The organism is Streptomyces sp. CBMA291 (assembly GCF_014596525.1).
Lineage (GTDB): Bacteria > Actinomycetota > Actinomycetes > Streptomycetales > Streptomycetaceae > Streptomyces.
On record NZ_MSJP01000047.1, the window covers coordinates 48,934 to 74,127 of the forward strand.

General features: G+C 73.1%; 19 protein-coding genes, 2 tRNA genes and 2 pseudogenes. 4 read left to right on the forward strand and 19 right to left on the reverse strand.

What is annotated here, in order from left to right:
- Positions 1-9: 9 nt before the first annotated feature.
- From BU197_RS13160 to BU197_RS13185, 6 genes are all read right to left on the reverse strand, one after another.
- Positions 10-1,551 carry a sensor histidine kinase gene (locus BU197_RS13160; protein WP_188268435.1) on the reverse strand — a complete coding sequence of 514 codons (1,542 nt, stop codon included), beginning with the start codon at positions 1,549-1,551 and terminating at the stop codon, positions 10-12.
- 33 nt (positions 1,552-1,584) lie between these two features.
- Positions 1,585-2,340, reverse strand: a complete 756-nt coding sequence (locus tag BU197_RS13165; protein ID WP_317452021.1) for a response regulator transcription factor — start codon at positions 2,338-2,340, stop codon at positions 1,585-1,587.
- A gap of 233 nt (positions 2,341-2,573) precedes the next feature.
- The gene (locus tag BU197_RS13170) at positions 2,574-3,494 is read right to left on the reverse strand and encodes an amidohydrolase family protein (protein WP_188268436.1); all 921 of its coding nucleotides are present in this window, start codon (positions 3,492-3,494) and stop codon (positions 2,574-2,576) included.
- A gap of 111 nt (positions 3,495-3,605) precedes the next feature.
- Entirely contained in the window at positions 3,606-4,502 is an 897-nt protein-coding gene (locus tag BU197_RS13175; RefSeq protein ID WP_188268437.1) for a DUF2797 domain-containing protein, read from the reverse strand.
- 101 nt (positions 4,503-4,603) lie between these two features.
- Complete coding sequence (locus tag BU197_RS13180) at positions 4,604-5,326, reverse strand: DNA-binding protein (protein ID WP_411158486.1); 723 nt, start codon at positions 5,324-5,326, stop codon at positions 4,604-4,606.
- 228 nt (positions 5,327-5,554) lie between these two features.
- Positions 5,555-5,920 carry a PH domain-containing protein gene (locus BU197_RS13185; protein ID WP_188268467.1) on the reverse strand — a complete coding sequence of 122 codons (366 nt, stop codon included), beginning with the start codon at positions 5,918-5,920 and terminating at the stop codon, positions 5,555-5,557.
- A 133-nt stretch (positions 5,921-6,053) separates the two neighbouring features.
- Here BU197_RS13185 and BU197_RS31315 point away from each other — a divergent pair.
- Both BU197_RS31315 and BU197_RS31320 read left to right on the forward strand, forming a co-directional pair.
- Positions 6,054-6,443, forward strand: a pseudogene (locus tag BU197_RS31315) (class I SAM-dependent methyltransferase); the annotation flags it as partial.
- A 191-nt stretch (positions 6,444-6,634) separates the two neighbouring features.
- The gene (locus tag BU197_RS31320; protein ID WP_317452026.1) at positions 6,635-7,156 is read left to right on the forward strand and encodes a hypothetical protein; all 522 of its coding nucleotides are present in this window, start codon (positions 6,635-6,637) and stop codon (positions 7,154-7,156) included.
- A gap of 219 nt (positions 7,157-7,375) precedes the next feature.
- Here BU197_RS31320 and BU197_RS13200 read toward each other — a convergent pair.
- Positions 7,376-7,448 (reverse strand) — tRNA-Arg (locus tag BU197_RS13200).
- Positions 7,449-7,693: 245 nt separating this feature from the next.
- Positions 7,694-7,784, reverse strand: a tRNA-Ser gene (locus tag BU197_RS13205).
- A 644-nt stretch (positions 7,785-8,428) separates the two neighbouring features.
- Here BU197_RS13205 and BU197_RS13210 point away from each other — a divergent pair.
- Positions 8,429-8,851: an SSI family serine proteinase inhibitor gene (locus tag BU197_RS13210; protein ID WP_188268439.1), complete on the forward strand. Its 423-nt coding sequence runs from the start codon at positions 8,429-8,431 to the stop codon at positions 8,849-8,851.
- A 157-nt stretch (positions 8,852-9,008) separates the two neighbouring features.
- A complete protein-coding gene (locus tag BU197_RS13215) occupies positions 9,009-13,301 on the forward strand; it encodes a PAS domain-containing protein (RefSeq protein ID WP_188268440.1) in 4,293 nt (1,430 codons plus the stop codon).
- Positions 13,302-13,779: 478 nt separating this feature from the next.
- Here the strand turns inward: BU197_RS13215 and BU197_RS13220 are convergent, their stop codons facing one another.
- From BU197_RS13220 to BU197_RS13270, 11 genes and pseudogenes are all read right to left on the reverse strand, one after another.
- Positions 13,780-15,432 (reverse strand): long-chain fatty acid--CoA ligase, encoded by a 1,653-nt coding sequence (locus BU197_RS13220; protein WP_188268441.1) that lies wholly within the window; start codon positions 15,430-15,432, stop codon positions 13,780-13,782.
- Between the two features lie 152 nt (positions 15,433-15,584).
- A complete protein-coding gene (locus BU197_RS13225; RefSeq protein ID WP_188268442.1) occupies positions 15,585-16,130 on the reverse strand; it encodes a SigE family RNA polymerase sigma factor in 546 nt (181 codons plus the stop codon).
- Positions 16,131-16,267: 137 nt separating this feature from the next.
- Positions 16,268-17,164, reverse strand: a complete 897-nt coding sequence (locus BU197_RS13230) for a DUF1906 domain-containing protein (RefSeq protein ID WP_317452018.1) — start codon at positions 17,162-17,164, stop codon at positions 16,268-16,270.
- Positions 17,165-17,501: 337 nt separating this feature from the next.
- Entirely contained in the window at positions 17,502-18,668 is a 1,167-nt protein-coding gene (locus BU197_RS13235; protein ID WP_188268444.1) for a lipid-transfer protein, read from the reverse strand.
- A 119-nt stretch (positions 18,669-18,787) separates the two neighbouring features.
- A pseudogene (locus tag BU197_RS13240) lies at positions 18,788-19,162 on the reverse strand (MaoC family dehydratase); the annotation flags it as partial.
- Between the two features lie 148 nt (positions 19,163-19,310).
- On the reverse strand, positions 19,311-20,423 hold the full coding sequence (locus BU197_RS13245) for an acyl-CoA dehydrogenase family protein (protein ID WP_188268446.1): 1,113 nt from the start codon (positions 20,421-20,423) through the stop codon (positions 19,311-19,313).
- 1 nt (position 20,424) lies between these two features.
- A complete protein-coding gene (locus BU197_RS13250; RefSeq protein WP_317452024.1) occupies positions 20,425-21,309 on the reverse strand; it encodes a bifunctional MaoC family dehydratase N-terminal/OB-fold nucleic acid binding domain-containing protein in 885 nt (294 codons plus the stop codon).
- Between the two features lie 263 nt (positions 21,310-21,572).
- Positions 21,573-22,739, reverse strand: a complete 1,167-nt coding sequence (locus tag BU197_RS13255; protein ID WP_188268448.1) for an acyl-CoA dehydrogenase family protein — start codon at positions 22,737-22,739, stop codon at positions 21,573-21,575.
- Between the two features lie 188 nt (positions 22,740-22,927).
- The gene (locus BU197_RS13260) at positions 22,928-23,452 is read right to left on the reverse strand and encodes an O-acetyl-ADP-ribose deacetylase (protein ID WP_188268449.1); all 525 of its coding nucleotides are present in this window, start codon (positions 23,450-23,452) and stop codon (positions 22,928-22,930) included.
- A 229-nt stretch (positions 23,453-23,681) separates the two neighbouring features.
- Positions 23,682-23,903: an antitoxin gene (locus BU197_RS13265; protein WP_188268450.1), complete on the reverse strand. Its 222-nt coding sequence runs from the start codon at positions 23,901-23,903 to the stop codon at positions 23,682-23,684.
- Positions 23,904-24,025: 122 nt separating this feature from the next.
- Complete coding sequence (locus BU197_RS13270) at positions 24,026-25,036, reverse strand: hypothetical protein (protein WP_188268468.1); 1,011 nt, start codon at positions 25,034-25,036, stop codon at positions 24,026-24,028.
- Positions 25,037-25,194: the final 158 nt, after the last annotated feature.

A 25,194-nucleotide genomic window follows, 5' to 3' on the forward strand; every position in this document is an offset into this window, starting at 1 on the left:
GGGCCGCTGTCACGCCCGTATGACGAGCCTGTGCCTTGCCTGTGAGGGGGAGGCGTACGGCAGCAGGACGGTGAACACCGTGCGGCCCGGGGCGCTGTCGACGCTCACCTCGCCCTCGTGGGCGAGGACCACCGCGCGGACGATGGCGAGCCCGAGCCCGGTGGACCCGGCGGTCCGGGAACGGGAGGCGTCGCCGCGCGCGAACCGTTCGAAGACGGTGGGAAGCAGCTCGGGCGGGATGCCGGGGCCGTCGTCCTCGATCAGGACGGTGACGGAGTCGGCCGCCGGGCGGACCCGGGCGGTGACCCGCGTCCCGGGCGGGGTGTGGGTACGGGCGTTGGCGAGGAGATTGACGAGGACCTGGTGGAGCCGGGCCCGGTCCCCGCGGACCGGGGTTCCGCCGTCCTCGGGCAGTTCGAGGCTCCAGTGGTACTCGGGCCCGGCGGCACGGGCATCGCTCACGGCGTCCACGACCAGCGGGACGAGATCGGTGTCCTCGTACGAGAGGGGCCGTCCGGTGTCGAGCCGGGCCAGCAGCAGCAGATCCTCCACCAGGCCCGTCATCCGGACCGCCTCGGACTCGATCCGGCCGAGGGCGTGCCGGGTGTCGGGCCCGCACTCCTCCCCGCCGAGCCGGGTCAGCTCCGCGTACCCCCGGATCGAGGCGAGCGGGGTGCGCAGTTCATGGCTGGCGTCGGCGACGAACCGGCGGACCCTGGTCTCGCTCTGCTGGCGGGCGTCGAGCGCCGAGTGGACGTGGTCGAGCATCCGGTTGAGGGCCGCGCCGACCTGGCCGACCTCGGTCCTCGGGTCGGCCTCGGTCTCCGGGACCCGCTGGTGCAGCGCGACCTCGCCGCTGTGCAGGGGCAGCTGCGCGACCTGACCGGCGGTGGCGACGACCCGGCGCAGCGGCCGCAGGGCCACCCCGACGAGCACGGTCCCGGCGAGCGAGGCGGCGACCAGTCCGGCACCGGTGACGCTCAGCTCGACGAGGACGAGGGTGGAGAGGGTGTCCTCGACCTCGGCGAGCGGGATACCGGCGAGGAAGGCTCCGTGGCCACCCCGCGCGAAGGCGACCCGGTACGAGCCGAGACCGCCGGGAAGTTCGACGGTGTGCGGTCGTCCGTCACGCGGAACGGTGGCGAGTGCGGCGCTCTGGGCCTCGTCGAGCGACCGGATCGGGAAGCGCGGGCCTTCCGTGCCGTCGCCGCCCGCGACCTCCGTCGAGTACCCGGCGGCGGAGACGCCGTCCTCGGTCAGGGCGGCGCCGAGGCTTCCGATGGGGACGCCCGGCCCGCCGAGGAAGGCGAGCGGTTCCCGGGCCCGGACGGGGTCGGGGACGGGCAGGGCGACCGGTGGCCCGGCGGCCCGCTGCGTCAGACCGCCGAGCTGTTCGTCCGCCTGGTCGTACAGATACGAGCGGAACGCGATCGTCGTGACCGTGCCGATGACGGCTGCGACGATCGCGATCAGCGCGACCGCGGAGACGACAAGCCGGGTCCGCAACGACCAGGTCCGTCGCCCTGCCCCGGGGCGTGGCCTTCGGGTCATGCCGGGCCCGTGGCGCCTGGCACTCACCTGCCGTTACTCCCCCGGCTTGATCAGATAGCCGGCCCCTCGCCGGGTGTGGATCATCGGGGCGCGACCCGCGTCGATCTTCCGGCGCAGATAGGAGATGTACAGCTCGACGACATTGGCCTGGCCGCCGAAGTCGTAGGACCAGACCCGGTCGAGGATCTGCGCCTTGCTGAGCACCCGTCGCGGATTGCGCATGAGGTAGCGCAGCAGCTCGAACTCGGTCGCCGTGAGGTGGATGGAGTCACCGCCCCGGGTGACCTCGTGGCTGTCCTCGTCGAGGGTGAGGTCCCCGACGACGAGCAGGGATTCGCTGCGCGCGAGCGCCGCCCCCGACCTGCGGATGAGCCCACGCAGCCGGGCCACGACCTCCTCCAGGCTGAAGGGCTTGGTGACATAGTCGTCGCCGCCCGCCGTGAGCCCGGCGATCCGGTCCTCCACCGCGTCCTTCGCGGTCAGGAAGAGGACCGGGACATCGGGCAGCTCGCGCCGGATGCACCCGAGCAGGCTCAGCCCGTCGGCGTCGGGAAGCATGACATCGAGGATCACGGCATCGGGCCGGAACTCGCGCGCGGTACGCAGGGCGGCGGCGCCGTCCTCGGCACTGCGCACCTGCCAGCCCTCGTACCGCAGGGCCATGGAGAGCAGTTCGGCGAGCGAGGCTTCGTCGTCGACGACGAGCACTCGGACGGCGGTTCCGTCGGCGCGGAGCAGTTCGGCGCGGGAGCCGCTTCGGGTGCTCGTGCGGGATGTGGTGACGGTCATGGCACCACGGTGCCGACCGCCGCTGAGAGGCCTCTTGCCCTTTCCTGTGAATTCCCTGAGAAACGGCCATGCGGTTTCACGTGAAACACCGGGCACGGCGGCCCCTCGCCAGGTCGCCCCGGAGCCTCCGTCAGAGCGGCGCTCGCCGACCGGCCCATGACCCGCCCTGCGGTTTCACGTGAAACACCACCCACCCGGCTCTACGTTTCACGTGAAACACCACCCGCCTGGCTCTACGGTTTCACGTGAAACAGCGCGGCCCCGTTCCCGTAGAGCACCCCACGGAGCCAGTCGTCCCCGAGCCCGAGCCGCTCCAGGGCCTGGAGCTGGTGGGCGTACGGATACGGGATGTTCGGGAAGTCCGAGCCGAGCAGGATGCGATCACCGAGGTCCACGAGCCGCTTCAGCTCCTCCCTGGGGAACGGCGACAACCGCTCGCCGAAGTCGGTGAAGGCCATGGTGGTGTCCAGACGGACGCCCTCGTACCGCTGGGCGAGGTCGAGGAACTCCCGGTACTCCGGCATCCCCATATGGGCGACGATCACCCGGAGCCGGGGATGCCGGGCGAGCAGCCTCGCCATGGGCCCCGGGCCGGTGAAGGGGGCCGGGGCGGGCCCCGATCCGCAGTGGACGACGGCCGGGGTGCCGCTGTCGGCGAGGGCTCCCCAGACGGCGTCCAGCCGTCTGTCCGCCGGATCGAAGCCTCCGACCTGGAGGTGCACTTTGAAGACCCGGGCACCGGCTTCGAGCGCCCGGAGGACGTACGCGTGGGCGCCCGGCTCGGGGAAGAAGGTCGCGGTGTGCAGACAGTCGGGGACGCGCGCGGCGAAGTCGGTGGCCCAGGCGTTCAGCCACTCCGCCATGCCGGGCTTGTGCGGGTAGAGCATCGCGGTGAAGGCGACCGTCCCGAAGCCGCGCAGCAGCGCGAGCCGACGGTCTTCCTCCTCGCGGTAGGCGATGGGCCACGCGACCCCGGTCAGCGGCCCCACGGCGTCGAAGTAGGCCCACACCTTGTCCAGCACGTTCTGCGGCATGAAGTGCGTGTGCACATCGACGAACCCGGGGATCCCGAGCCGCCGGGCGAGGGCCTGGGGGGCGGGGCCCTGAGGGTCGAGGGCCTGGAGGTCGGGGGCGGCGTTCCCATCGGGGCTCATGCGCTCACCCTCGCCGGACCGGAACCGGAATGTCCACGACGGACGGGAAAAGGGCTCCGCTTCTTCACGAAAGGAAGGACAGGAGGTCGGCGGCACGACGGCCGAGACCCGTCAGAACAGCTCCCCCTGCGCACTCGGGTCGACGGCGGGCGCCCCCGTCACGGCCACCGGCACGGAGAAACCACGACCGTGCCCGTGCTCGTCGCCCTCCCCGCCCCCGGCACTCTGAAGCATCCACCCGCCCATCAACCGGGTGTCGAGGACGAGGCAGCGCCCGTCGGGGGCGAGCAGATGCAGATCGGGCCCGGCGGTGGCCAGCAGGCGCCCGGCGACGACGCCCCCGTCGGTCAGCTCGGTGACCGTGCCGTCGAGCGGCGGCAGCCCGTCGAGACCGAAGACGGCCGCGTGGTCGTACGGCTCGCACTCCAGCGGCTCCAGCGTCTCCGACCAGCCGCCGACCTCCCGGGCCCGCCGGTACAGCGCCAGGACCTCGGCCGCCCGTTCCGGGGCGGGAGGCAGCGCGTGCCGTACCGCCCTCTTCCGCTCGTACGCGATCCGGTCGGGCACGCCGAGGGCCTGCCTCAGTACCTCCTCGGTGCGCCGGGCGGCCATCAGCGGCCCTCGGCCGAGCCAGCCGAAGGTGACGGCTCCCTGTTCGAGCAGCCGGACCGGCCCGCGTTCCTCGCCGGTGATCCCCACCTTGGTCATCCCGGGCCCGAACCAGGCCAGGTAGACGCGGTACGGGCGAGGGTCGTCGAGGAAGGTGTCGGCGGCGACGGAGTGGGCCCGGTCGAGCCGCGCGCACTCGGGACACCGGCCGCCGGTGGCCCGCCCGGGGACGGCCGCCGCGATCGGGCACGGATTTCCCCGGGCCCCCGGGCACCGCCGTACCCCGACCGCCCGGAAGGCCAGCTCACGCCCCTGGCCGAGCGGGCTGACCCGCCCGCCTCGCCATCGAAGCCCGGGTTCGCCGCCGGCCCAGGTGATCCCCCGGCTCCACCACTCCACGCCCTGCCTCCCGTACTCTCCGACCTCTCCAGTCTCCGCCACAGGGGCCACGAGCCGGACAGGCCCTGGGCAGGAGGGACGGTGGGAAAGCCCGGTCCGGGTCAGGGAAGGACGTAGATCCGGGCCCCGTCCGGGTCGGGTTCGCCGACCTCCCGCATGCAGCCCCGCTCCAGCAGGAGGCGTACGCAGTCGTGGACGCGCTCACAGGAGAGTCCGGTGTGACGGGTGACGTCCTGGGGCCGGTAGCGGACCCCGCCCCGGACGAGCGCGGGCGCCAGACAGTTGGCGACCGTGCGGACGTCCCCGCTGAGGGCCCAGGACTCGACGAGTTGCTGGGGGGTGAGGGTGACGACGGCGGCGGTGCGCTGGCGGGGCACGGCGAGCCGCTCAAGGGAGTCGGCGACCCTGGAGAGGCTGTGCCGGGTCTCGCGGAGCAGCTCCACGTACTCGGTGTGTTCGATGTAGTCGGCGGCCCGGTCGTCGAACCGGCCCTCAAGCCGCACGAGGACGTCGACCAGCTCCGGTGGCAGGACGAACCCGGCGTGGACGGGAGAGGCTTCGAGCCCGTAGCCACCGTTCCGCTGGACGGTCGCCACCACTTCGGCGCTCCACGCCCGGAACGGCGCCGCCTCCGGCCTTCGGCAAGCGCCGACCAGTTGGACGAGTCCCTGGAGGCTCACCATCCGCGTCGAGGCCCTGATCCCGGACCGGCCGAGGAACTCCTCGCCGTCGACCAGTTCCCGCGCGGACGCCAGACAGCCCGAGGCGAGCGCCACCGTCCGCAGCACCTCCCGGCTCCCGCCGTACCCGAGCTGTTTCGCCACGTCCACCACAGGAAACCAATGGGTCCCGTCCGCCGCGGTCAGCCGCCGCAGGGGCCCACCCGTGGCGGCGTGCGCAAAGTCATCGATGTCGATCGCGTCCATCGATCATCACCTCCGCACGCAAGTTAGGCCGAGGGCATATTCAACTGACATGCAAATCAGACAGGTTCACCCAAAAGGGGAGGTCTCCGGGTGGCACCCGGGCGACCTCCCCTCCGTACCGGACGCCTACTTGGCGACGAACTGCGTGAGAACCGCCTGCACTTCGTAGATGTCGACACCCTTGGTGAAGGTCTTCTGGACGGGCACGGGGGTGCCCGAGATCCAGATCTTCAGCTCGGCCTCCAGATCGAAGGTCCCGGCGGTCTCGACGGAGAAGTGCGTGATGCTCCGGTACGGGATCGAGTGGTACTCGACCTTCTTGCCGGTGATCCCCTGCTTGTCGACGAGCACGAGCCGCCGATCGGTGAAGAGGATCGTGTCACGAACCAGCAGATAAGCGGCATGCACCTGCTCCCCCTGCGCGAACAGCCGCGCGAACTCCTGTTGCGCCTGCGCCGGATCGATCGAGTGCGCGTTGCCGAAGAGCGCCATGACCAAAACCCCCATAGAGAAGAAATGAAGAAATACCGATCATCCGCCCCTGCCCACTCCCCGGGCAAAAAACCCTCGCCCACCGCGTGTCACCCCGGGACGCAGCTCCGCGCGGGTAGGGCAGGCTGGGGCGATGGAGTACTGGAACCACAACGTGCAGTACCACCCCCTCGTACTCGACGCGGTGCCGGAAGTCTGCCGAGAGGCCCTGGACATCGGCTGCGGCGAGGGCCTGCTGGCCCGCCGGCTGGCCCAGCGGGTCGGCGCGGTGACGGGAGTGGACAGCTCCCCCGCGATGATCCGCCTGGCCCGTGAACGCGGCGCACATCTCGGAAACGCGACCTTCACGGAGGGGGACTTCCTGACCAAGGGCCTGCTGCCCGAGGACCGTTACGACTTCATCAGCGCGGTGGCAGTGGTCCACCACGTCGACTTCACGGCTGCGATCGGCACCATGGCCCGCCTCCTGTCCCCGGGCGGACGCCTGCTGATCATCGGCCTGGCCCGCGACCGGACCCTGCTGGACTGGACGGTCAGCGCCGCGGGCGTCCCGGCGGCCCGTCTGCACGCCCACCGCCACGGCGGCAAGACGGACCCGCCCGGCATGCCGGTCAAGGACGCGGCCATGCCCTGGTCGGACATCCGCAGGAAGGCAGCCCACCTCCTCCCGGGCAGCCACTTCCGCCGCCACCTCCTCTGGCGCTACTCGTTGACGTGGAACAAGCCCAGAAGGCCGGACAACCGGTCAGCGAGTACGCCCTCACCCGCTCCGAGATTCAGCGGACCCTCGTCGCCACGGCCATGCTCGGCAAGGCCGGCATCCATGCCGCCTCGACCGGTATCGAGCACGAGGACCTCCCCACCGACGAGAACGGCGACCGCCCGGACAAGGCGGTCGTCCAGCGCGAAGTCATGGAGACGGTGGGAGCGTTCCTTCAGGAGAACGCCTCGCTCTTCCACGCCAAGACCGCCGTCGTGGCCGGCCTCGGCGCGACCATGAACCGCACCATGTCCTGGGCCTCGGAGCCCCTGCCGGAAGGCCTCACGCTGGACCGCCTGCTGGAGGACGTCCAGTGGGAGCGCGAAGCGAAGTACTGGGGCGGCATCGCGGCGAAGGTCTCCGACCGCGGAACCGTCTCCTTCGCCGGCGGCGCCCGCGACTCCGGCCACAAGGTGTACGACGCGCTGAACCGCCCGGAAGGCGTCGCGGGCAAGCAGATCCGGGGATGGCTCTGACCTCACTCCGGCGAAAGCCCGCACCCCCCTGACCGACCAGCCGGAGACACGGCCACCCAGCACACGGCCGCACCCTCCAGAGCCACGTCGCCGCGGGGAAGGCCCCGGGAATTCTCCCCCGGGGCCTTCCCCCCCAGGCCCCGACGGCACACTTCGCTGCCGCACGCCCCCGCACACAACGCAAGAGGCCCGGACTCTCGTCCGGGCCTCTTGTCTCTGTGCACTCGGCAGGATTCGAACCTGCAACCTTCTGATCCGTAGTCAGATGCTCTATCCGTTAAGCTACGAGTGCTTGTTCTTTTTTCTTGCCTTCGCTCCCCGGTCTTTCGACCCGCTCGCGGCGACAGGAAGAACATTACATGACTGCCGCCGACATGTGAAATCCATGGGGCACACCCCTTGTGACCTGCGAAAACGTCGAGCGGCCTGCCGCAGGGTCGTCCGCTGGAAGCGGGGAGGGCGGCGGTCGGGATCGAAAAAAACTTCGGCCGGGAACGGCCGAAGCCCCGGCCTTGGGGGCCGGGGCTTCGGGTGGGGCGGAGGCGGAGGGATTTGAACCCTCGATGGGCTTTAAGACCCAAACCGCATTAGCAGTGCGGCGCCATAGACCGGACTAGGCGACGCCTCCATGCACCGCGCGCTGACGCGTGTGGTGCGTGCAGATGATGACACAGGCGAACCGTGCGCCACCAATCGATTCTCACCGTACTAGTCCTCCGGGGTCGAGGGCAAAGCCCCGCGCGCCCCGCCGCGCCCCCGTCACGCCCCCACCGCGACGCCTTCCCCGCCCCGTTCCCCAGTCGCCCCCGTGCCCTTCCCGCGCCTCCCCACGCCGTCTCGGCGTGACGACCCACCGGGACCGACCACAGGGACGGGCGAGGCGCCCCTCCGCGCCCGTCCCTCCCGGCACCCGCCCCTCCCGATCCCCCGGCCCGCCCGGCTCCCTCGTGCCCCGGCGCCCTCGTACCTCCAGCTCCCCCGCCCCTCCCGTCCCGTCCTCCCGCCCTCCCCTCCGCAACGACCCCGCCCCCCACGCGTTAAGCCCGGCGGCGTCGGCGTCCGTCCCGTGTCCCGGGCGGTCCCGCTCGCCAGTCCCGTTCACCGGTCCCGTTCGTCGGCCCCGCTCGCCGGTCTCGCTCGCCGGTCCCTCGCGTCGTATCCGATCCGACACGCCCGGTCCGGGTCGGGCCGGATCAGGACCGCACACGCCCCCGTCCCACCCCCGTCCCTCCCTCATCCCCGCCCCCAGCCGGGCCCGCCCCTGGAGATCTCATGCTGCGTCGCCTCGCCCTCGTCTCCCTCGCCACCGCCGCCGCCGGTTCCACCGGGATCGGGCCGCTGCCCCTGTCGCTCTTCCCCGCGCCCGACGCGCTGACCGTGACCATTTCCGAGAGCCGCAACCCCGCCGCCGACGGCACCTACGAGCTGACCTGTGACGGGCGGCCCGGGGGGAACCACCCGGCGCGGGAGCACGCTTGTGCGCGGCTCGCACGACTCGCCGAGAGGGAAACGGACCCGTTCGCGCCCGTGCCCGCCGGCCGGATCTGCGCCCAGGTGTACGGCGGTCCCGCGCTCGCCCACGTCACGGGCACCTGGCTGGGCCATCCGGTGGACGCCAGGTTCTCCCGTGTCAACGGCTGCGAGATCGCCCGCTGGGAGAACATGGAGCCCGTCCTTCCACTCGTCAGGGTGTGAACGGCGCACATGAGGCCATCCGGGGGGCCGAGACAGGGGATCCGCCCCCGGGCTCCCTTAGACTCCCCTCAGTGACAGGCTGCGGCCCGAGGGGCAAGATGGGGCCGGCCGGCCGATCGGCAAGCACGTAGCAGTGCGTCAGGGAGGAAGCGTCGTCGTGAGCAGCAGGCCATCCCGGGGCGCTGCTCGCCTCGCAGCCATACTCGACGCCCTCCCCGACGGCCTGGTGCTCGTCAACTGCAACGGCACGGTCGTCAACGCCAACACCATCGCCCTCGGCATGTTCGAGACCCCGGGCACCGCGCTCGTCGGGCGCGGGCTGCTCGATCTGCTGCCCTCCTTCGACTCGCGTCTCATCCCCGGCTCCATGCGCCGCCCCGAGAACACCGACGAACTCGGCCGCACCAAGCCGACCCGGATGATGGCCCGCCGTACCGACGGCAGCGAGTTCCCCGTCGAGGTCACCAGTGCCAGCCTGGAGGACGGCCGCGAGGCCTACGCCTCCTCCGGCGGCTACACCGGCGACGAACTGCTCATGCTGGTCGTCCGCGACCTCACCGGCACCCTCGACACCGAGGCCGAACTCGCCCGTTCCCAGCGGCAGACCGAGATGATCCTGCGGGCCGCCGCCGAAGGGGTCGTCGGCACCGACACCGACGGCCGGGTCGTCCTGGTCAACCCCGCCGCCGCGCAGATCCTCGGCTACCGCGCCGGTGAACTGGGCGGTCAGGAGCTGCACCCGCTGATCCTCGCCAAGCGGGCCGACGGCGAGGACTTCCCGTACGAGGAGTCCCCGCTCGCCGACACCCTCAAGTCCGGGCGCAAGCACCGCGTCCGGGGGCAGGTCCTGTGGGCGAAGAAGGGCGAGCGGGTCCCGGTCGACCTGACGACCGCTCCGGTGCGCGACGGCGACCAGCTCGTCGGCGCCGTCATGACCTTCACCGACCGCAGGCCGTACGAGCAGCTGATCGAGGAGCACGCCGCCGAGCTGGCCGACCGCGCCGAGCGCGCCGCCGCCGAACGCGAGGCGCAGCAGGAGCGGTACGCCTCCCTCGCGGCCCGGCACGAGCAGCTCACCGCCGTCCTCGCGCACTCGCTGCGCGGCCCCCTCGACGAGCTGCGCACCCAGCTCGGCACCCTCGCCGACGACGACGCCGGGCAGCTCTGGCCCGAGGCCAACCAGGTCCTGCACCATCTGGCCGCCGGTTACGCCCGGATGACCACGCTCGTCGACAACGTCCTCGGCTACCAGCGCCTCGACGAGGGCGAGGAGAAGCTGGACAAGCACGTCGCCCTCCTCGACGGGATCGTCACCGCGGGCATCGAAGGGGCCGTCGAGCTGATCGGTCCCGGTCGGGCCCAGTTCGCCGTGCACGCGCCGCCGATCGAGGCCGAGGTGGACGCCGTACGCCTCGCGACGGCCCTCGCCCACCTCGTCGCGGACGTCGCCGGGGTGGACACCACCGGCCGCAGCCGCAGCGCCGCGCCCGCCGACTCCACCATCGTCGTCGCCGCCGCGCAGCGCGGTGACGTCGTCCGTGTCGAGGTCCGCGGCCCGTACACCGGCGGCGACCCCGTCCACGGACCCGTCGTCCGCGGCATCGTGGCCGCCCACGGCGGTGTCGTGCAGACCCACGAGGTGCCGGGAACGAGCGGCGGCGCGTACGTCCTCGAAGTACCCCTCGGCGCGGGCCGGGGCACGATCACGGATCCGCCCGGGGAATCCGACACGGCTGACGACGTGACCGGGGACGCGGGCTCCGCCGGTACGGGGGCGGGCTCGGGGGCGAGTTCCGGCTCCGGCTCCGGTTCCGGTACGGCGGTGGGCTCGGGTGCGGCTGTCGGCGCGGGCCCGGGTGCGGGCTCACGTGCCGGTGCGGCTGTCGGCGGCGGGGGCCGGCCCCTCGCGCTGGGGAGCGGTTCCGGGGCAGGGAACGGTCCGGTGCCGGGCAACGGTTCCGTGCCGGGTGGCCGTCCCGCGCCGGTTGCCGGTCGGCTCCCGGGTGGCCGTCCCGCGCCGGGTGACGGCCCCGTCCCGGTTGACGGTCTCGTCCCCGGAGCGGCCCGTGAAGCCCTCGCGCTGCCCGCGCAGGCCTCCCCCCAGCTGCCCCCGGCGTCCCCGATGGCTCCCGTGGCCCCGATGACCCCCGTAGCTCCCGTGGCCCAGACGTCCCCGGTCTCCCCGCAGCTCCCTTCGGCTCCCCCTGGTCTGCCCTCCCCGGCGGGCCCGGTGCTCCCGGGAGGCCCTGCGGTCCCGCCCGTAACACCTGTGTCGCCTACGACGCCGGTAGCGCCGGTAGCGTCCGGCCAGGCTGGCCCCGTCGGCCCCGTCGGCCCCGGTGGCACTTCCGACGCCTCAGATCCCTCCAGCCCCGCCCATCACTCCGCCCTCGCGTCCGGTGCGCTCGCCGTCGGTGGTGCCGAGGCCTCCGGTGGGGGGCGGCGGCGGGCCCGTCGTGGTTCCACCGATGCCTTCCTCGAAAGTCCGGTCGGGGCCGAGGGCGCCGAGCCCAGCGGTCGTCGCCGGGGCCGTACGGAGGAAGCCGCCGGGGCCGTCGAACCGGGTCCGGCCGGGTCCGGTCCGGCCGGGGCGGGCGCCGACTTCCCCGCCGGGCCTCCCGTGCCCGTCGGTCCGGGCGTCGAGCCCACCGGCCGCAGGCGCGGGCGGCCCGCCGAAGGTGCCGTGGTCACCGCCGCCGAAGGCGCGCAGGGCCGGGCCGCACTCGGTGCCGCCGTACCGCCTCAGGGTGTCGTCGCCGACCCCTCCGGGGCGCCCGTAGGGGCCTTCGTCGACCCGTCGGGGACTCCCGTAGGGGCGGCTCCCGTAGGGGCTCTCGCGCTGCCCGCCGTCGCCTCCGAACCCGTCGCCGAGGCGCAGCCGAGCGGGCGCCGTCGCCGTGCCCTCGCCGCCGCGCAGGAGCGGGCGGCCGCCGCCGAGGCCGGGCCCCGCACGCCGTTCGCGCTCGGCCCCGTGGACACCGACCGCCCCGAGCAGACCGCCATGCCCGGTGCTCCGGTCGGCGCCCCCGGTGGCCCGGTCGCCATGCCCGGTGGTCCCGTCACCGCCCCCGGCGCACCGGTCGCCACTCCGGCCACCCCAGGCCTCTCCACCCCCTCCTCCCCCGCCTTCGCCGGGCCGTTGCCGGTCTCCGACGAGGGGCGACACGAGACCGTACGGGGTGTCCCCGGCGCGGATCACACGCCCCCTCAGCCCCACCCGCAGGAGGCCGGGCCGACCGGGCGTCGGCGGGCCGTGGCGCCGGAGCCGTATCCGCAGCCCGTGGCCCCGGCCGCGCCCCTGCCCGAACCGCGGACCGTCACCGGGAACGGCACCGGATCCGTACCGCTGCCTCCCGAGCTGCCGATGCCGAACGACCCGTCCCACGGGCGGGAGTTCAGCGTCCGGACCCTGGGGCAGGGCGTGCCCGTGCCCCCCGTCGGGCCCGTGTCCGCTCCTCCCGCGCCCGCCAACGGTTCGGGGCGGCGGCGGAAGCTGGCCACCCCGCCCGAGATCGACCCGCCGGTCCCCGCGGCCCTGCCCGGCGCCGGCGAGGCCCGGCCCCACCCGCAGGGGCCCGCGCAGGCACCCGCCCTCTCCGAGGGGCGCGCCTACGCCATAGGGGCGCCCGCCGAGGGGTCCGCCGAGGGTCCCGAGCCGCTCGACGGGCCCGGGGGCGCCGTCGAGGTCGCCAACCGGCCCGCGCCGCGCCCGGTCGACGACGAACTGCCCCCCGAGCCGCTGGACAACCCGCGCAGGCTGCTCGTCTGGCCCGCGCCCGACGTCTCCACCCAGCAGGCGCTGAGCGACCGGGGCTACCGGCCGGTGATCGTGCACTCCCGCGAGGAGGTCGACGCGCAGATCGCCGCCTTCCCCGCCGCGCTCTTCGTCGACCCGCTGACCGGGCCCATCACCCGTACGGCGCTCCAGTCCCTGCGGCAGGCGGCCGTCGCCGCCGAGGTGCCGGTGCTGCTCGCCGCCGGGCTCGGGCAGGCGACGCGGGAGGCCGCGTACGGTGCCGATCCCGCCGTCCTGCTCAAGGCGCTCGCGCCCCGGGACAGTGAGCAGCACCCGTCCCGTGTCCTGCTGATCGAGGAGAACGAGGCCATCTCGGAGGCGCTCGCGGCCACTCTGGAGCGGCGCGGGATGCAGGTGGCGCGGGCCGCGGCGGACACCGAGGCGGTCACGCTCGCGACCCAGACCCGGCCGAACCTGGTGGTGATGGACCTGATGCAGGTGCGTCGCCGCCGGGCCGGGATCATCGACTGGCTGCGGGCGAACGGGCAGCTCAACCGCACCCCGCTCGTCGTCTACACCTCCGCCGACCTCTCCGGCGAGGAACTGCCGAAGCTGGCCTCCGGCGAGACCGTCCTGTTCCTCGCGGAGCGTTCGAACAGCGCCGAGGTACAGGCCAGGATCGTGGACCTGCTGGCGAAGATCGGCACCAACTGACCCGGCGAGCGAAGAGGCGGGGCGGGCTTCACCGACCGAAGCCCGCCCCGCTTTCCCGTGGCTGAACTTGGCGCCACCGTGGGCCGGTTCGTTCCGCGTCGGCCGGGGCCCGGGGCGGTCCCTTACGGGTCGGGGCCGTACGGGGCGGGGCCGTACGGAGGCCGGGCCGTACGGAGGCCGGGCCGGGGGCCTCAGGGGTTCTGGCCGGGTTCGGAACGGGTTCAGGCCGGGGTTCAGGCCGGGGTTCGGACCCCGGATCGCTCCCGTACGGGTCCCGGTGCGGCTCGGCGCCGTGTTCGGTCCTGTGCGGCTCGGTCCCGTAGGGGTCCTGCCCGTGCGGGGCCCGGTCCCGTAGGGGTCCCTGCCCGTAGGGGATCTGGCCAGGGACCCGGCCCGTAAGGGACCCGGCCAGGGGCTCGTCCCGTAAGGGAACCCGGCCCCGGGCAAAGCCCCGGCCCTGCGCCCGTAGGGGGCTCCCCTACAGCTCCGTCACATCCAGCTCGCCGTCCGCGTACCGCTTGCGGATGACCTTCTTGTCGAACTTGCCCACGCTGGTCTTCGGCACCGCCGGAACGATCGCCCAGCGCTCCGGGAGCTGCCACTTGGCGATGCCGCCCTCGGTGGCGAGGAAGGCCCGCAGCGTCTCGTAGTCGGCGCTCGCGCCCTCCTTCAGGACGACGGTCGCAAGCGGGCGTTCGCCCCACTTCTCGTCCGGGACGGCGACGACCGCCGCCTCGGCCACCGCCGGGTGGGCCATGAGGGCGTTCTCCAGTTCGACGCTGGAGATCCACTCTCCGCCGGACTTGATGACGTCCTTGGCCCGGTCGGTCAGGGTGAGGAAGCCGTCGGGGCTGATCACGCCGACGTCGCCGGTCTTGAGCCAGCCGTCCTCGCTGAACTTGTCCTCGGGGCGGAGCGGTTCGCCGTCGACGCCGCTGTAGTACGCGCCCGCGATCCAGGTGCCGCGCACTTCCAGCTCGCCTGCCGACTCGCCGTCCCAGGGCAGGTGGTCGCCGCCGGGGCCGACGAGCCGCGCCTCGACACCGGCCGGAAAACGCCCCTGGGTGACCCGGTAGGGCCACTCCTCCTCGGTGGTCAGCCCGGCCGGAGGGTGCGCCATCGTGCCGAGCGGGGAGGTCTCCGTCATGCCCCAGGCGTGGCAGAGGCGGACGCCGAGCCGGTCGTACGCCTCCATGAGGGAGGGCGGACAGGCCGCGCCGCCGATGGTGACCTGGGCCATCGAGGAGAGGTCGCGGGGGTTCGCGGTGACCTCGGCGAGCAGCCCCTGCCAGATGGTGGGAACCGCCGCCGCGTGCGTCGGCCGCTCCCGCTCGATCATCTCGGCGAGCGGAGCGGGCTGGAGGAAACGATCCGGCATCAGCATGTTGATACCGGTCATGAAGGTCGCGTGGGGCAGCCCCCAGGCGTTCACGTGGAATTGCGGGACCACCACCAAGGTCGTGTCCTGGTCGGTGAGGCCCATCGACTCGGCCATGTTCACCTGCATGGAGTGCAGATAGATCGAGCGGTGGGAGTAGACGACGCCCTTGGGGTCGCCGGTGGTGCCGGAGGTGTAGCAGAGGGCGGCGGCGGTGCGCTCGTCCAGATCCGGCCAGGCGTACGTGGTGGCGCGGCCCGCGATCAGCTCCTCGTACTCGTGCACCCTCGGCGCGACTCCGGCGAGGACGGACCGGTCGCCGGGACCCGTGACCACGACGTGCTCGACGGTCGGCAGGTGCGGGAGCAGCGGGGCGAGGAGGGGCAGCAGCGAACCGTTGACGAGCACCACCCGGTCGGCCGCGTGGTTGACGATCCACGCCAGCTGCTCGGGGGGCAGCCGGAGGTTCAGGGTGTGCAGGACCGCGCCCATGGAGGGAATCGCGAAGTACGCCTCGACATGCTCGGCGTTGTTCCACATGAGGGTCGCGACCCGCTGGTCGCCGGTGATCCCGAGTTCGTCGCGCAGGGCGTTCGCGAGCCGGGCGGCGCGGTCGCCGATCTCGGCGAAGGTACGGCGCTGCGGCTCGGGCTCTCCGGTCCAGGTGGTGACCGTCGAACGGCTGTGGACCCGTCGGCCGTGTTCCAGGATCCGGCTGACGTTGAGCTGTACGTCCTGCATGGTGCTGTACACGGGGGCGTCCTCCCGGGGGGTGCTACGCGGCAGTAGGGGGGTGTGGAGATTCTGCGCACGTACCAAGCGGTATGTCACTACCTGGGGCCACGGAAATCGCCAGTGATTACTGGCAGAAGCGAGGGACCGTCCCGGGAAAGGGCCCCCGGGGCCTACCGTACGGGTGTCAGCTCGGGGTCCTCCCGGAGCTTGCCGAGCGCACGCGAGACGGCACTCTTGACCGTCCCGACGGAGACTCCGAGCACCTCGGCCGTCTGCGCCTCGCTCAGGTCCTCGTAGTACCTGAGGACTACCATCTGCCGCTGCCGCTCGGGGAGCTTCAGGACCGCGCGCCACATCGCGTCGTGCAGGACCTGCCGCTCGGCCGGGTCCGGCTCGGGCAGTCCTGCGGGCTCGGGCAGCTCCTCGCAGACGAACTCGTCCACCTTGCGCTTGCGCCACTGCGAGGTGCGCGTGTTCAGCAGCGCCCGGCGTACGTAGCCGTCCAGGGCTCGGTGGTCCTCGATGCGCTCCCAGGCGACGAAGGTCTTCGCGAGGGCCGTCTGGAGCAGGTCCTCGGCGTCACAGGGGTTGGCCGTCAGGGAGCGCGCGGTGCGCAGCAGCACGGGCCCGCGCGCCCGCACGTACGAGGAGAAGGTCGGGTACGACGCGTGCTGCGAGGCACCGGTGCAGACGGGGCCAGAGGGTGGCGGAGTCATGGCTCCACGCTAGGAGGGGAGGGGTGTCCGGCGGATCGGCCCCAGGTCCCGAACCGCCGTCCGCCTCAGGTTGTAGGGGTGCGGATGGCTCCACCTCCTCTGGGTGGAGACCGTCCGGGACCACCTAGGGGTCCGCCCTACGGGGTGACGCGGGCGACCGGGGCGTCCACCGCGTTCCGGTCGACGAGGAGGCGGTGGCCGCCGTACGTCTCCGCGACGTTCCCCGCGTACTGGTGGATCCGCGCGTGCGGCGTCCACGCGTGGGGGTCGAGCGCGCTCTCCGTGTAGAGCGCGGGCCGGCCCTCCCAGCGCGCGAACCACATCACCTCCGGCAGGTCCGCCGTGCCCATCCGCCGCTGTGCCTCGATGTCCCGCACCCCCGTGTCGGCGCTGCTGTAGAAGCCGGGCACATGGCCGAGCCGCCGCACCTCCCGGTTCCAGGCGCGGACGAACGCGAGGGTCGTCGCGGAGCAGCGCGTGTCGTCCGGCCGGTACGCCTCGATGTCCAGGTACAGCGGGCTGCCCGCGTCCAGCCCCAGGGCCCGCGCGGCCCGTACCGCCTCGTCGGCCTCCTGGGTGCCCTGCCCCCAGGGGTCGTCCCCCAGGGCGAAGGGGCGTTTGGCCGGGGCGTTCACGCACGGCGCCTGGGAGCCGACGAAGACGGGCAGCAGCCGCCATCCCATGCCGTGGACCTCGGCGACCCACGACCGGTTCAGCTCCCGCTGCGTGGGGCAGCCCCGCCCCCGGCCCCCGAAGTAGATCCCGACGGCCCCGTAGGGGGAGGCCCGCCAGGCCCTCATCTCGACGAGCGTGGGCGCCTCACAGGTGTCGAAGGCCTGCCCGGTGAAGGAGACGGGGGCGGGGTCGGAGACCGCCGCCTGCCGTACGCGTACGGCCGAGGCGGGGCCTGGAGCCGCGCCGGAGCCTGGAGCCGCGCCGGGGGCCGGGCCCGCCGCCCGCTCCGCCGGTACGGCCGCCGTCGCCCGAACCGGCGGCGGCCCCGCGAGCAGCCCCGCCCCCGCCAGGACGGTCACCAGGACGGCGGCGAGGGGCCATGCCCTAGGGGGCCATCCCCTGGGGGGCCAAGCCTTAGGGGGCCTTGCCCTGGGGTGCCTCGCCTTAGGGGGTGAGGGCGTACGGCCGGGGCGGGGACGGGCACCCTGGGTCCGGGTGGGGGCCGGGGGCCCGAAAGCCTTCCAGGTCCCAGAGGCTTTCGGGGTCCCAAGGGTGGCCGAAGTGCCAGGGGTCGCCGGGCCGTCGGCCGGGAGCCTCGGTTCCTGAGGGTGGGGGTCGTGCGGCGGAGGCGTATCGGTGCTCATGGCGCGAGTGAAGGTCGGCCCGCGCCTGGCGGCCACCGCAGAGGCCCCCGCCTCAGCCGTCCGAGCCCAGGATCAACCCGGACGTGGGAACCCCCGTCCCCGCCGTCACCAGGCTCCGCGCCGCCCCCGGCACCTGGTTCACCGAGGTGCCGCGCAGCTGCCGTACCGCCTCCGCCACACCGTTCATCCCGTGCAGATACGCCTCGCCGAGCTGCCCGCCGTGCGTGTTCAGCGGCAGCGCGTCCGCCGCGACGAAGTCGGCCGCCTCGCCGGGACCGCAGAAGCCGAACTCCTCCAGCTGCATCAGGACGAACGGGGTGAAATGGTCGTAGAAGATGCCCACGTCGATGTCGGCGGGGGCGAGCCCGGACGTGCGCCACAGCTGCCGGGCGACCACCGCCGACTCCGGCAGCCCGGTGAGGGCGCCCCGGTAGAAGCCGGTCATCGCCTCCTGGCCGCGCCCCGCGCCCTGCGCCGCCGCCAGGATCACGGCGGGCGGCTGGGGCAGGTCCCGGGCGCGTTCGGCGGAGGTGACGACGAGCGCCTGGCCGCCGTCGGTCTCCTGGCAGCAGTCGAGGAGCCGCAGGGGTTCGACGATCCAGCGCGAGGCCGCGTGGTCGGCGAGGGTGATCGGTTTCCCGTGGAAGTACGCGGCGGGGTTGCGGGCGGCGTGCCGCCGGCCGGTGACGGCGACCTGCCCGAACGCCTCGGGGGTCAACCCGTAGGTGTGCAGATACCGCTGGGCGGCCATGGCGACCCAGGAGGCGGGGGTGAGCAACCCGTAGGGGAGCTGCCAGCCGAGCGCGACACCCTCGGCCGAGGGTTCGCGGCGCTGGACGCCGGAGCCGAAGCGGCGCCCGGAACGCTCGTTGAAGGCGCGGTAGCAGACGACGACCTCGGCGATCCCGGTGGCGACGGCGAGCGCGGCCTGCTGGACGGTGGCGCAGGCGGCCCCGCCCCCGTAGTGGACGCGGGAGAAGAAGGACAGCTCGCCGATGCCGGACGCCTGGGCGACGGTGATCTCGGGGCTGGTGTCCATGGTGAAGGTGACCAGACCGTCGACGTCGGCGGGGGTGAGCCCGGCGTCGGCGAGGGCGGCGCCGACCGCCTCGGCGGCGAGGGACAGCTCGCTGCGGCCCGAGTCCTTGGAGAACTCGGTCGCGCCGATGCCGACGACGGCCGCCCGCCCGCCGAGCCCGTCCCGGCGATGGAGGCTCATTACGACGCCTCCCCGGTGCCGGGGTCGGTGCCGGAGTCGGGGTCGGGGTCGGGGTCGGGGTCGGGGTCGGGCTTCGAGGCGAGGTCGGGGCCGGGGGTGTCGTCGGAAACGGAGACCGAGACGGAGACGGTCACGGTGCCCGTGACGTGTCGGCCGAGCCCGTTGGTCCCGATGATGTCGACCCGGGCGGTGTCCCCGTCGACCTCGACGACGGTGCCGGTGAGGACAAGGGTGTCGCCGGGGCGGTTGGGGGCGCCGAGCCGGATGGCGACCCCTCGGAGGACGGCCCGGGGGCCGAAGTGGTCGGTGACGTACCGCCCGACGAGTCCGTTGGTCATGAGGATGTTCATGAAGATGTCCGGGGAGCCCTTCTCCCGGGCCAGTTCCGCGTCGTGGTGCACGTCCTGGTAGTCGCGGGAGGCGAGGGCCCCGGCGACGATCAGGGTCCGGGTGACCGGCAAGGTCAGCGGCGGCAGCTCGTCCCCGGGCTTCACGCCGAACCCCCTACGGGCGGCTCCCCGACAGGGAACTCCCCTAGAGGCGGCTCGCCGACAGAGAATGCCCTTAGGGGCGGCTCCCCTACGAGTGACGTTCCCAGGTGCTCCCCTACGGGCGTCCTCCCCGCCCCTTCCCCTACGGGCCTCATGACGGCTCCCCTTCCGCGAGCAGGTCGCCGAGTTCGGCGAGGAGTTCGGCGCCGGAGCCCAGATAGGCGTCGAGCTGACGGCCCCACAGGAAGTGCCGGTGGACGGGATGGTCCAGGTCCGCGCCCATGCCGCCGTGCAGATGCTGCCCGGTGTGCACCACCCGCTTCCCCGCCTCGGAGGCCCACCAGGCGGCGGTGAGGGCGGCTCCGCCCGCGCCGAGTCCCCGGTCGAAGCGCCAGGCGGCCTCGTAGGCGGTGACGCGGATGGCCTCGGTGTCCATGTAGGAGTCGGCGGCCCGCAGTTGCACGGCCTGCCGGGTGGCGAGCGGTCGGCCGAACTGTTCCCGTACGGAGGTGTGCGCGACGGCCCGCGCCAGGGCCCCGGCGCAGACGCCCGCCTGGAGCCCGGCGAAGGCGGTCCGGGCGACGGCCAGCACGTCCGCGTGGGCATCGCCGTCCCCGAGCCGCTCCCCCGGGGTCCCGTCGAGCACGAGCCGCCCCGCCGACCAGGGCGCGGTCAGCGCCACGGGCTCGGTCCGGGCCGCGTCCTCGGTCCGTACGAGCCAGAGCGCGTTCTCCCGGTCGGGGACGAGGACATGGGTGGCGTCCAGGAGCCAGGGCACCCACGGGACGGTCCCGTCGAGCAAACCGTCCGGCCGCCCACACGCCCCTCCGCCAGGCCCTCCGTCAGGCCCTCCGCCAGGTCCTCCATCAGGTCCTCCATCCGACCGGTCGACCCGTGCGGTGACCGTGCCGGGCGCCGGAAAAGCCCCGGTCACCACCGTCGTACCGTCGCGGAGGCCGGGCAGGAGGCGGGCGCGCTGTTCGCCGGTGCCGAGCCGGGCGACGGCGAGGATGCCGTACGCGCAGGTCGCGGCGAGCGGCACTTGGGCGGTCACGCGCCCCTGTTCCTCCAGGAGCAGGACCAGGCCGAGCAGACCGGTCTCCTCGACGGCGGCGGGCAGACCGGCGGCGCAGAGCGCCTTCCACAGCTCGGGGTCGGTGCCGGTACCGGCCGCTCTGAGCCGTTCGTGGGTGGCGAGGTCGGCGAAGATCCGGGCGCCTAGCTCCCGGACCGCCCGCTGTTCCTCGCTGGGGGTGAAGTCCATGTCACTGCTTCCCTTCCGCGCGGAAGACGGGCAGTTCCAGCTCCTCGTCGGCGCGCAGGAACTCCAGCCGTACGGGCATCCCGATCCGCACCTCGTCGGGGGGCACCCCCACCACGTTGCTGATGATCCGTACGCCCTCGGCGAGTTCGATGAGTCCGACGGCGTACGGCGGGTCGAAGGCGGGGAACGGCGGGTGGTGCATCACGACGTACGAGAAGACCGTCCCGGCGCCGCTCGCCTGGACCGTGTCCCACGCGCGCGAGCCGCAGTCGAGACAGCCGGGCAACCAGGGGAAACGCAGGGCCGAGCAGCCGCCGCAACGCTGGATCAGCAACCGGTGCGCGGCGACGCCCTCCCAGAAACCGGCGTTGTCCCGGTTGATCACGGGCCGGGGACGCAGGGGTCTCGGCTCGGGGGTGACCTGGGGGGCCGGTGCGGGGGTTGCCCTAGGGGTGGCCTCGGAGGACCGGGCGGTGGGCGCGTACTTGAGGATGCGGAAGCGGTGGGTGCCCGCGAGGACGGCGCCGGCCCTGACGTCGGTCCGGGTGGTGACGAAGTACCCCGTCCCCAGCCGGGTCGTCTTGCGGGCGGACACGGACTCGACGACGGTGTCGAAGGTGATCTCGTCGCCGGGGCGCAGTGGGCGCAGGTACTCCTGCTCGCAGTCGGTGGCGACGACCGAGGTGCACCCGGCCCCGTCGAGGAGGGCGAACAGCTCCTCGTACGCGGAGGAGCGGCCGGTGTGCCCGGAGAGCCCCCCCATCGTCCAGGCCTGGAGCATGGTCGGCGGCGCGACGGCACCGGGCCCCCGGTAGGCGGGGTGCTCGTCCCCCATGGCCTCGCACCAGTGCCGGATCATCGGCAGGTTGACGGGATCCTTCCCCACCCCGGCGACGGCGGCGGGACGCCCGGCGAAGGCCTGGAGGAGGGGGTGGAGGGGGTCGGGGCCGGGGGCGGGGTCAGGGTCGGGAGTGGGGGTGGACGCGGGGGCGAGGGACGGGGCTGGGGTCCGTAGGGGCTCCTCCCGTAGGGGCTGTTCCCGTACGGGCTCCTCCCGTACGGGGTCACGTAAAGGATCCGGCACGGACACAGACGCAGACACAGACGCAGGCGGGGGCGCGGGCTCAGGCGCGGGCTCGGGCTCGGGGGTCACCGGCGGGGCCTGCCCCTCATCCCGAGCCGCGTCCTGGCGACGATCTCGCGCTGGACCTCGCTCACCCCTCCCCCGAAGGTGTTGATCTGGGCGGCGCGGTTCATGCGTTCCAGCTCGCCGCCATCGAGCGCGCCGGGCGAGCCCGCCCGTACCGTGCCCGCCGGGCCCGCGATCTCCTGGCAGATGCGGTAGACCTCCACGGCCGACTCCGTGCCCGCGAACTTCACCCCGCTCGCGTCCCCCGGGGCCAGCCGCCCCGCGCCCACGTCCCCCACCAGTCGCCAGTTGAGCAGCCGGGTCGCGGCGAGCCGGGCGTACGCCTCGGCAGCGCGTGCCCGCACCCACGGGGTGTCGATCCGGCGGTGTCCGGTGACCGGGTCGGGGGTGCGGGCCCGGTCGAGCGCGGTCGCGAAGAAGTCCTCCGCCTGCATGCCGATCGCGGCGAGCGCGACCCGCTCGTGGTTGAGCTGGTTGGTGATCAGGCCCCAGCCGCCGTGCTCGGGGCCGACGAGGTTTCCGGCGGGGACGCGTATCCCGTCGTAATAGGTGGCGGTGGTGGTCAGACCGCCGACGGTCTCGATGGGGGTCCAGGAGAAGCCGGGCGCGTCGGTGGGGACGAGGAGGATCGAGATGCCCCGGTGCGGTGGCGCGTCGGGGTCGGTGCGGCAGGCGAGCCAGATCCAGTCCGCGTTCTGGGCGTTGGAGGTGAAGACCTTCTGGCCGTCGATCCGCCAGAAGTCCCCTTCGCGGACCGCCCGGGTCCGGAGGGAGGCGAGGTCGGTACCGGCTTCGGGCTCGCTGTACCCGATGGCGAACACGGTCTCGCCGCGCAGGACGCGGGGGAGGAAGAAGGCCTTCTGCTCCTCGGTGCCGTAGGCCATCAGGGTGGGGCCGACGGTATTCAGGGTGACCATGGAGACGGGTGCGCCCGCGCGGTAGGCCTCGTCGAAGAAGACGAACTGCTCGTCGGACCCGCGCCCCCGGCCCCCGTACTCCTCGGGCCAGCCGAGCCCGAGAAACCCGTCGGCACCGATACGGCGGAGCAGCCGGCGCTGGGCGACGACGTCGGTGACGGGGGGCGGGCCTTCGGGCATCAACTCATGGAAGTACGCGCGGAGTTCGGCGCGCAGCCGCAGCTGCCGCTCGGTCGGGGCGAGGTGCACGAGACGGCCTCCCGTGGGACGGCTGGCGGGCGACTGGCGGTGACTGGCGGGGCGACTGACACTTCCTGACTGTCCGTCAGATTCCCCGACGCTGTCAAGGCCGGGGCGAGCCCACCCCGTAGGGGCCCTCAGGGGTCACCGGTTCCCCCGGTGCCCCCGGTGTCCCCTACAGAGGCCCCCCGGTGCCCTTACGGGGAGTCGGCCTCCCGCACGGCCGCCTCGAAAGCCTCGTACGCCCGTGCGTCGAAGAGCACGAAACGGACCTCTTCGACATCGGTACGGGCGGAGAGCACGGTCTCCACGGCGATCCGGGCGCCGTCGTCGAGGGGCCAGCCGTAGATCCCGGTGGAAACGGCGGGGAACGCCACCGTCCGGGCCTCCACCTCGTCCGCGACCTGGAGGGAGGTGCGGTAGCAGGAGGCCAGCAGCTCGGACCGGTCCTCGGTCGGCGACCAGACGGGACCGACCGTGTGGATCACATGCCGGGCCGAGAGCCGCCCTGCCGTGGTCGCCACGGCCCGACCGGTCTTCAGGCCCTTCCCGTAGGAGGAACGGCGCAGGGCACGGCAGGCTTCCAGGATCTCGGGGCCGCCCTTGCGGTGGATGGCCCCGTCGACTCCGCCGCCGCCGAGCAGGGAGGAATTGGCGGCGTTGACGATCGCGTCGGCGGTCTGGGCGGTGATGTCTCCACGTACGAGCGTGATGCGCGGCATGGCGGGACTCTCCCCCCTGGTCTCTTCCGGATACGGGCGGAGCCATTGAACCCGGAGGGGACCCCATGGCACCCGGAGGGGATCCGTGGAACCCGGAAGGAGCGCGGAGCCCCCTGAGGGGCGCCCCGGAGCCATCTCCGGGGCGCCCCTCAGGGGGAAGGCGTCACCACGCGTCACCCAGGGCGATCGCAGCGGAATACGGATCCGGGATCCGGGATCCGGAATCCGCCTACGGCTGCGGGGGCGGGGGCGCGGCCGGCGGGGTGTCCGGCTTCGGGGGCTGGTCCGTGCCGCCCAGCTGCTGCTTGAGCTTCTCCTGGGCGGTGTCGACCTGGCCGCTGTACTTTCCCTGGGTCTTCTCGTCCACGAAGTCGCCGGCCTTGTCGACGCCCTTGGAGGCCTGATCCTCGTGGCCCTTCAGCATCGACTTGAGCTTGTCCAACACAGACATCCTGGCCCTCCTATCGAGTTCCGGTCCTTTCAGGATCCCGTCCCCACCGGAGTACCGCATCCGCAGCGCACCCGGACGCCCACCCTCCGAAGGGAAGCGGGCCCCGGGACCGGGCGGTCCCGTCACCTCCGGTACCGCCGCGCGACCGCCGCAAAAGCGGCCTTGGGCTCCCACTCCATGTCCGGATAGGCCGTCCCCCGGCGTCCTTCGAGGAGCTTGACGAGGCCCAGACCGGCCCGGTCCAGGTCGTCCCGGGGGTCGCCGTCCGGGCGGTGCGGAAAGCCGGGCAGGGCGAACAGGAACACGAACGCGCTGTCCACGCCCTCGGTCTCGAAGATGTCGAGGAGTTCATCGAGATACGCGGCCTGCCCGGCCTCGTCCCGCTCGTACACACCGTCCAGCCGCACGGGCGCTCCGGTCTCCGGGTCGTACTCGACGATGTCGAGCACCCGCCCGCCCCGGTCTCCGGCGCCCCGGTAGGCCGCGGTCCCGAAGCCGGTGACGGCGAGCGGCTTCGGGCCCCGGGCCAGGGTGCGGACCGCGTCCCGGAAGACGTCGGCGACCTCGGCGGACCGGATCAGCTCGAACGTCGTGAAGTCGAAGGGGGTCCAGTCGACCTGCTCGAACTGGATGGCCGAGTAGGTGAGCCGACCACGGAAGCGCTCGCGGACGGCGGCGACGGCCTCGCCGAGGAACGCGTTGACGCGGAGGCCGAGTTCGCGCAGGGCCTCGGCCCGCGACTCGGGCCGGCCCATCAGCCGCCCGACCCGCTCCTCGGGGGTGGCTCCGGGCAGGAATCCGGGGTTCATCACGCTCAGCTCGACCCCGGTCACGAACACGACCTCGGCCCCCTGCCTGCGGATCCGCTCCGCCCGCTCGGCGCAGTCGCGGAAGAGGGCGTGGATCTGTTCGGGTGCCAGTTCCAGTGGATACGGCGAGAACCAGACTTCCAGGCCGAGCCCGGCGGCGATACCCGCGGCGAGTTCCAGCCGGTCGGGGTCGCCGCCGATGATCTGGACCGCGTCGCAGTGCAGATCGTCGCGGATGACGGCGAGTTCACGCCGGACGACGGCGGGTTCGAAGTCCTCGCGGGATGTCCGGCCACGCGTGACGAAGCCGGTGTCGTAGGTCATGCCTCTGGCGCGCAAGAACGCCCCCCTGTCGGTCGGTCTCGGTCGACCTCGGTCCGCCTTGATCGGCCCCAGTCGGTCTCGGTCGCTCAGCGGGGTCGACAGTGACAGAAAACTTGCGTGCACGCAACTTTGCGTGCACGCAGCCTTATGGAATGCTG

Coding starts and splice junctions, on each gene's coding strand:
- BU197_RS13165 (WP_317452021.1), bottom strand. CDS start 2,340: ATGACCGTCACCACATCCCGCACGAGCACCCGAAGCGGCTCCCGCGCC.
- BU197_RS13270 (WP_188268468.1), bottom strand. CDS start 25,036: ATGACCTACGACACCGGCTTCGTCACGCGTGGCCGGACATCCCGCGAG.
- BU197_RS13225 (WP_188268442.1), bottom strand. CDS start 16,130: ATGACTCCGCCACCCTCTGGCCCCGTCTGCACCGGTGCCTCGCAGCAC.
- BU197_RS13170 (WP_188268436.1), bottom strand. CDS start 3,494: ATGAGCCCCGATGGGAACGCCGCCCCCGACCTCCAGGCCCTCGACCCT.
- BU197_RS13235 (WP_188268444.1), bottom strand. CDS start 18,668: ATGAGCCTCCATCGCCGGGACGGGCTCGGCGGGCGGGCGGCCGTCGTC.
- BU197_RS13265 (WP_188268450.1), bottom strand. CDS start 23,903: ATGTCTGTGTTGGACAAGCTCAAGTCGATGCTGAAGGGCCACGAGGAT.
- BU197_RS13185 (WP_188268467.1), bottom strand. CDS start 5,920: ATGGCGCTCTTCGGCAACGCGCACTCGATCGATCCGGCGCAGGCGCAA.
- BU197_RS13260 (WP_188268449.1), bottom strand. CDS start 23,452: ATGCCGCGCATCACGCTCGTACGTGGAGACATCACCGCCCAGACCGCC.
- BU197_RS13245 (WP_188268446.1), bottom strand. CDS start 20,423: ATGGACTTCACCCCCAGCGAGGAACAGCGGGCGGTCCGGGAGCTAGGC.
- BU197_RS13160 (WP_188268435.1), bottom strand. CDS start 1,551: ATGACCCGAAGGCCACGCCCCGGGGCAGGGCGACGGACCTGGTCGTTG.
- BU197_RS13210 (WP_188268439.1), top strand. CDS start 8,429: ATGCTGCGTCGCCTCGCCCTCGTCTCCCTCGCCACCGCCGCCGCCGGT.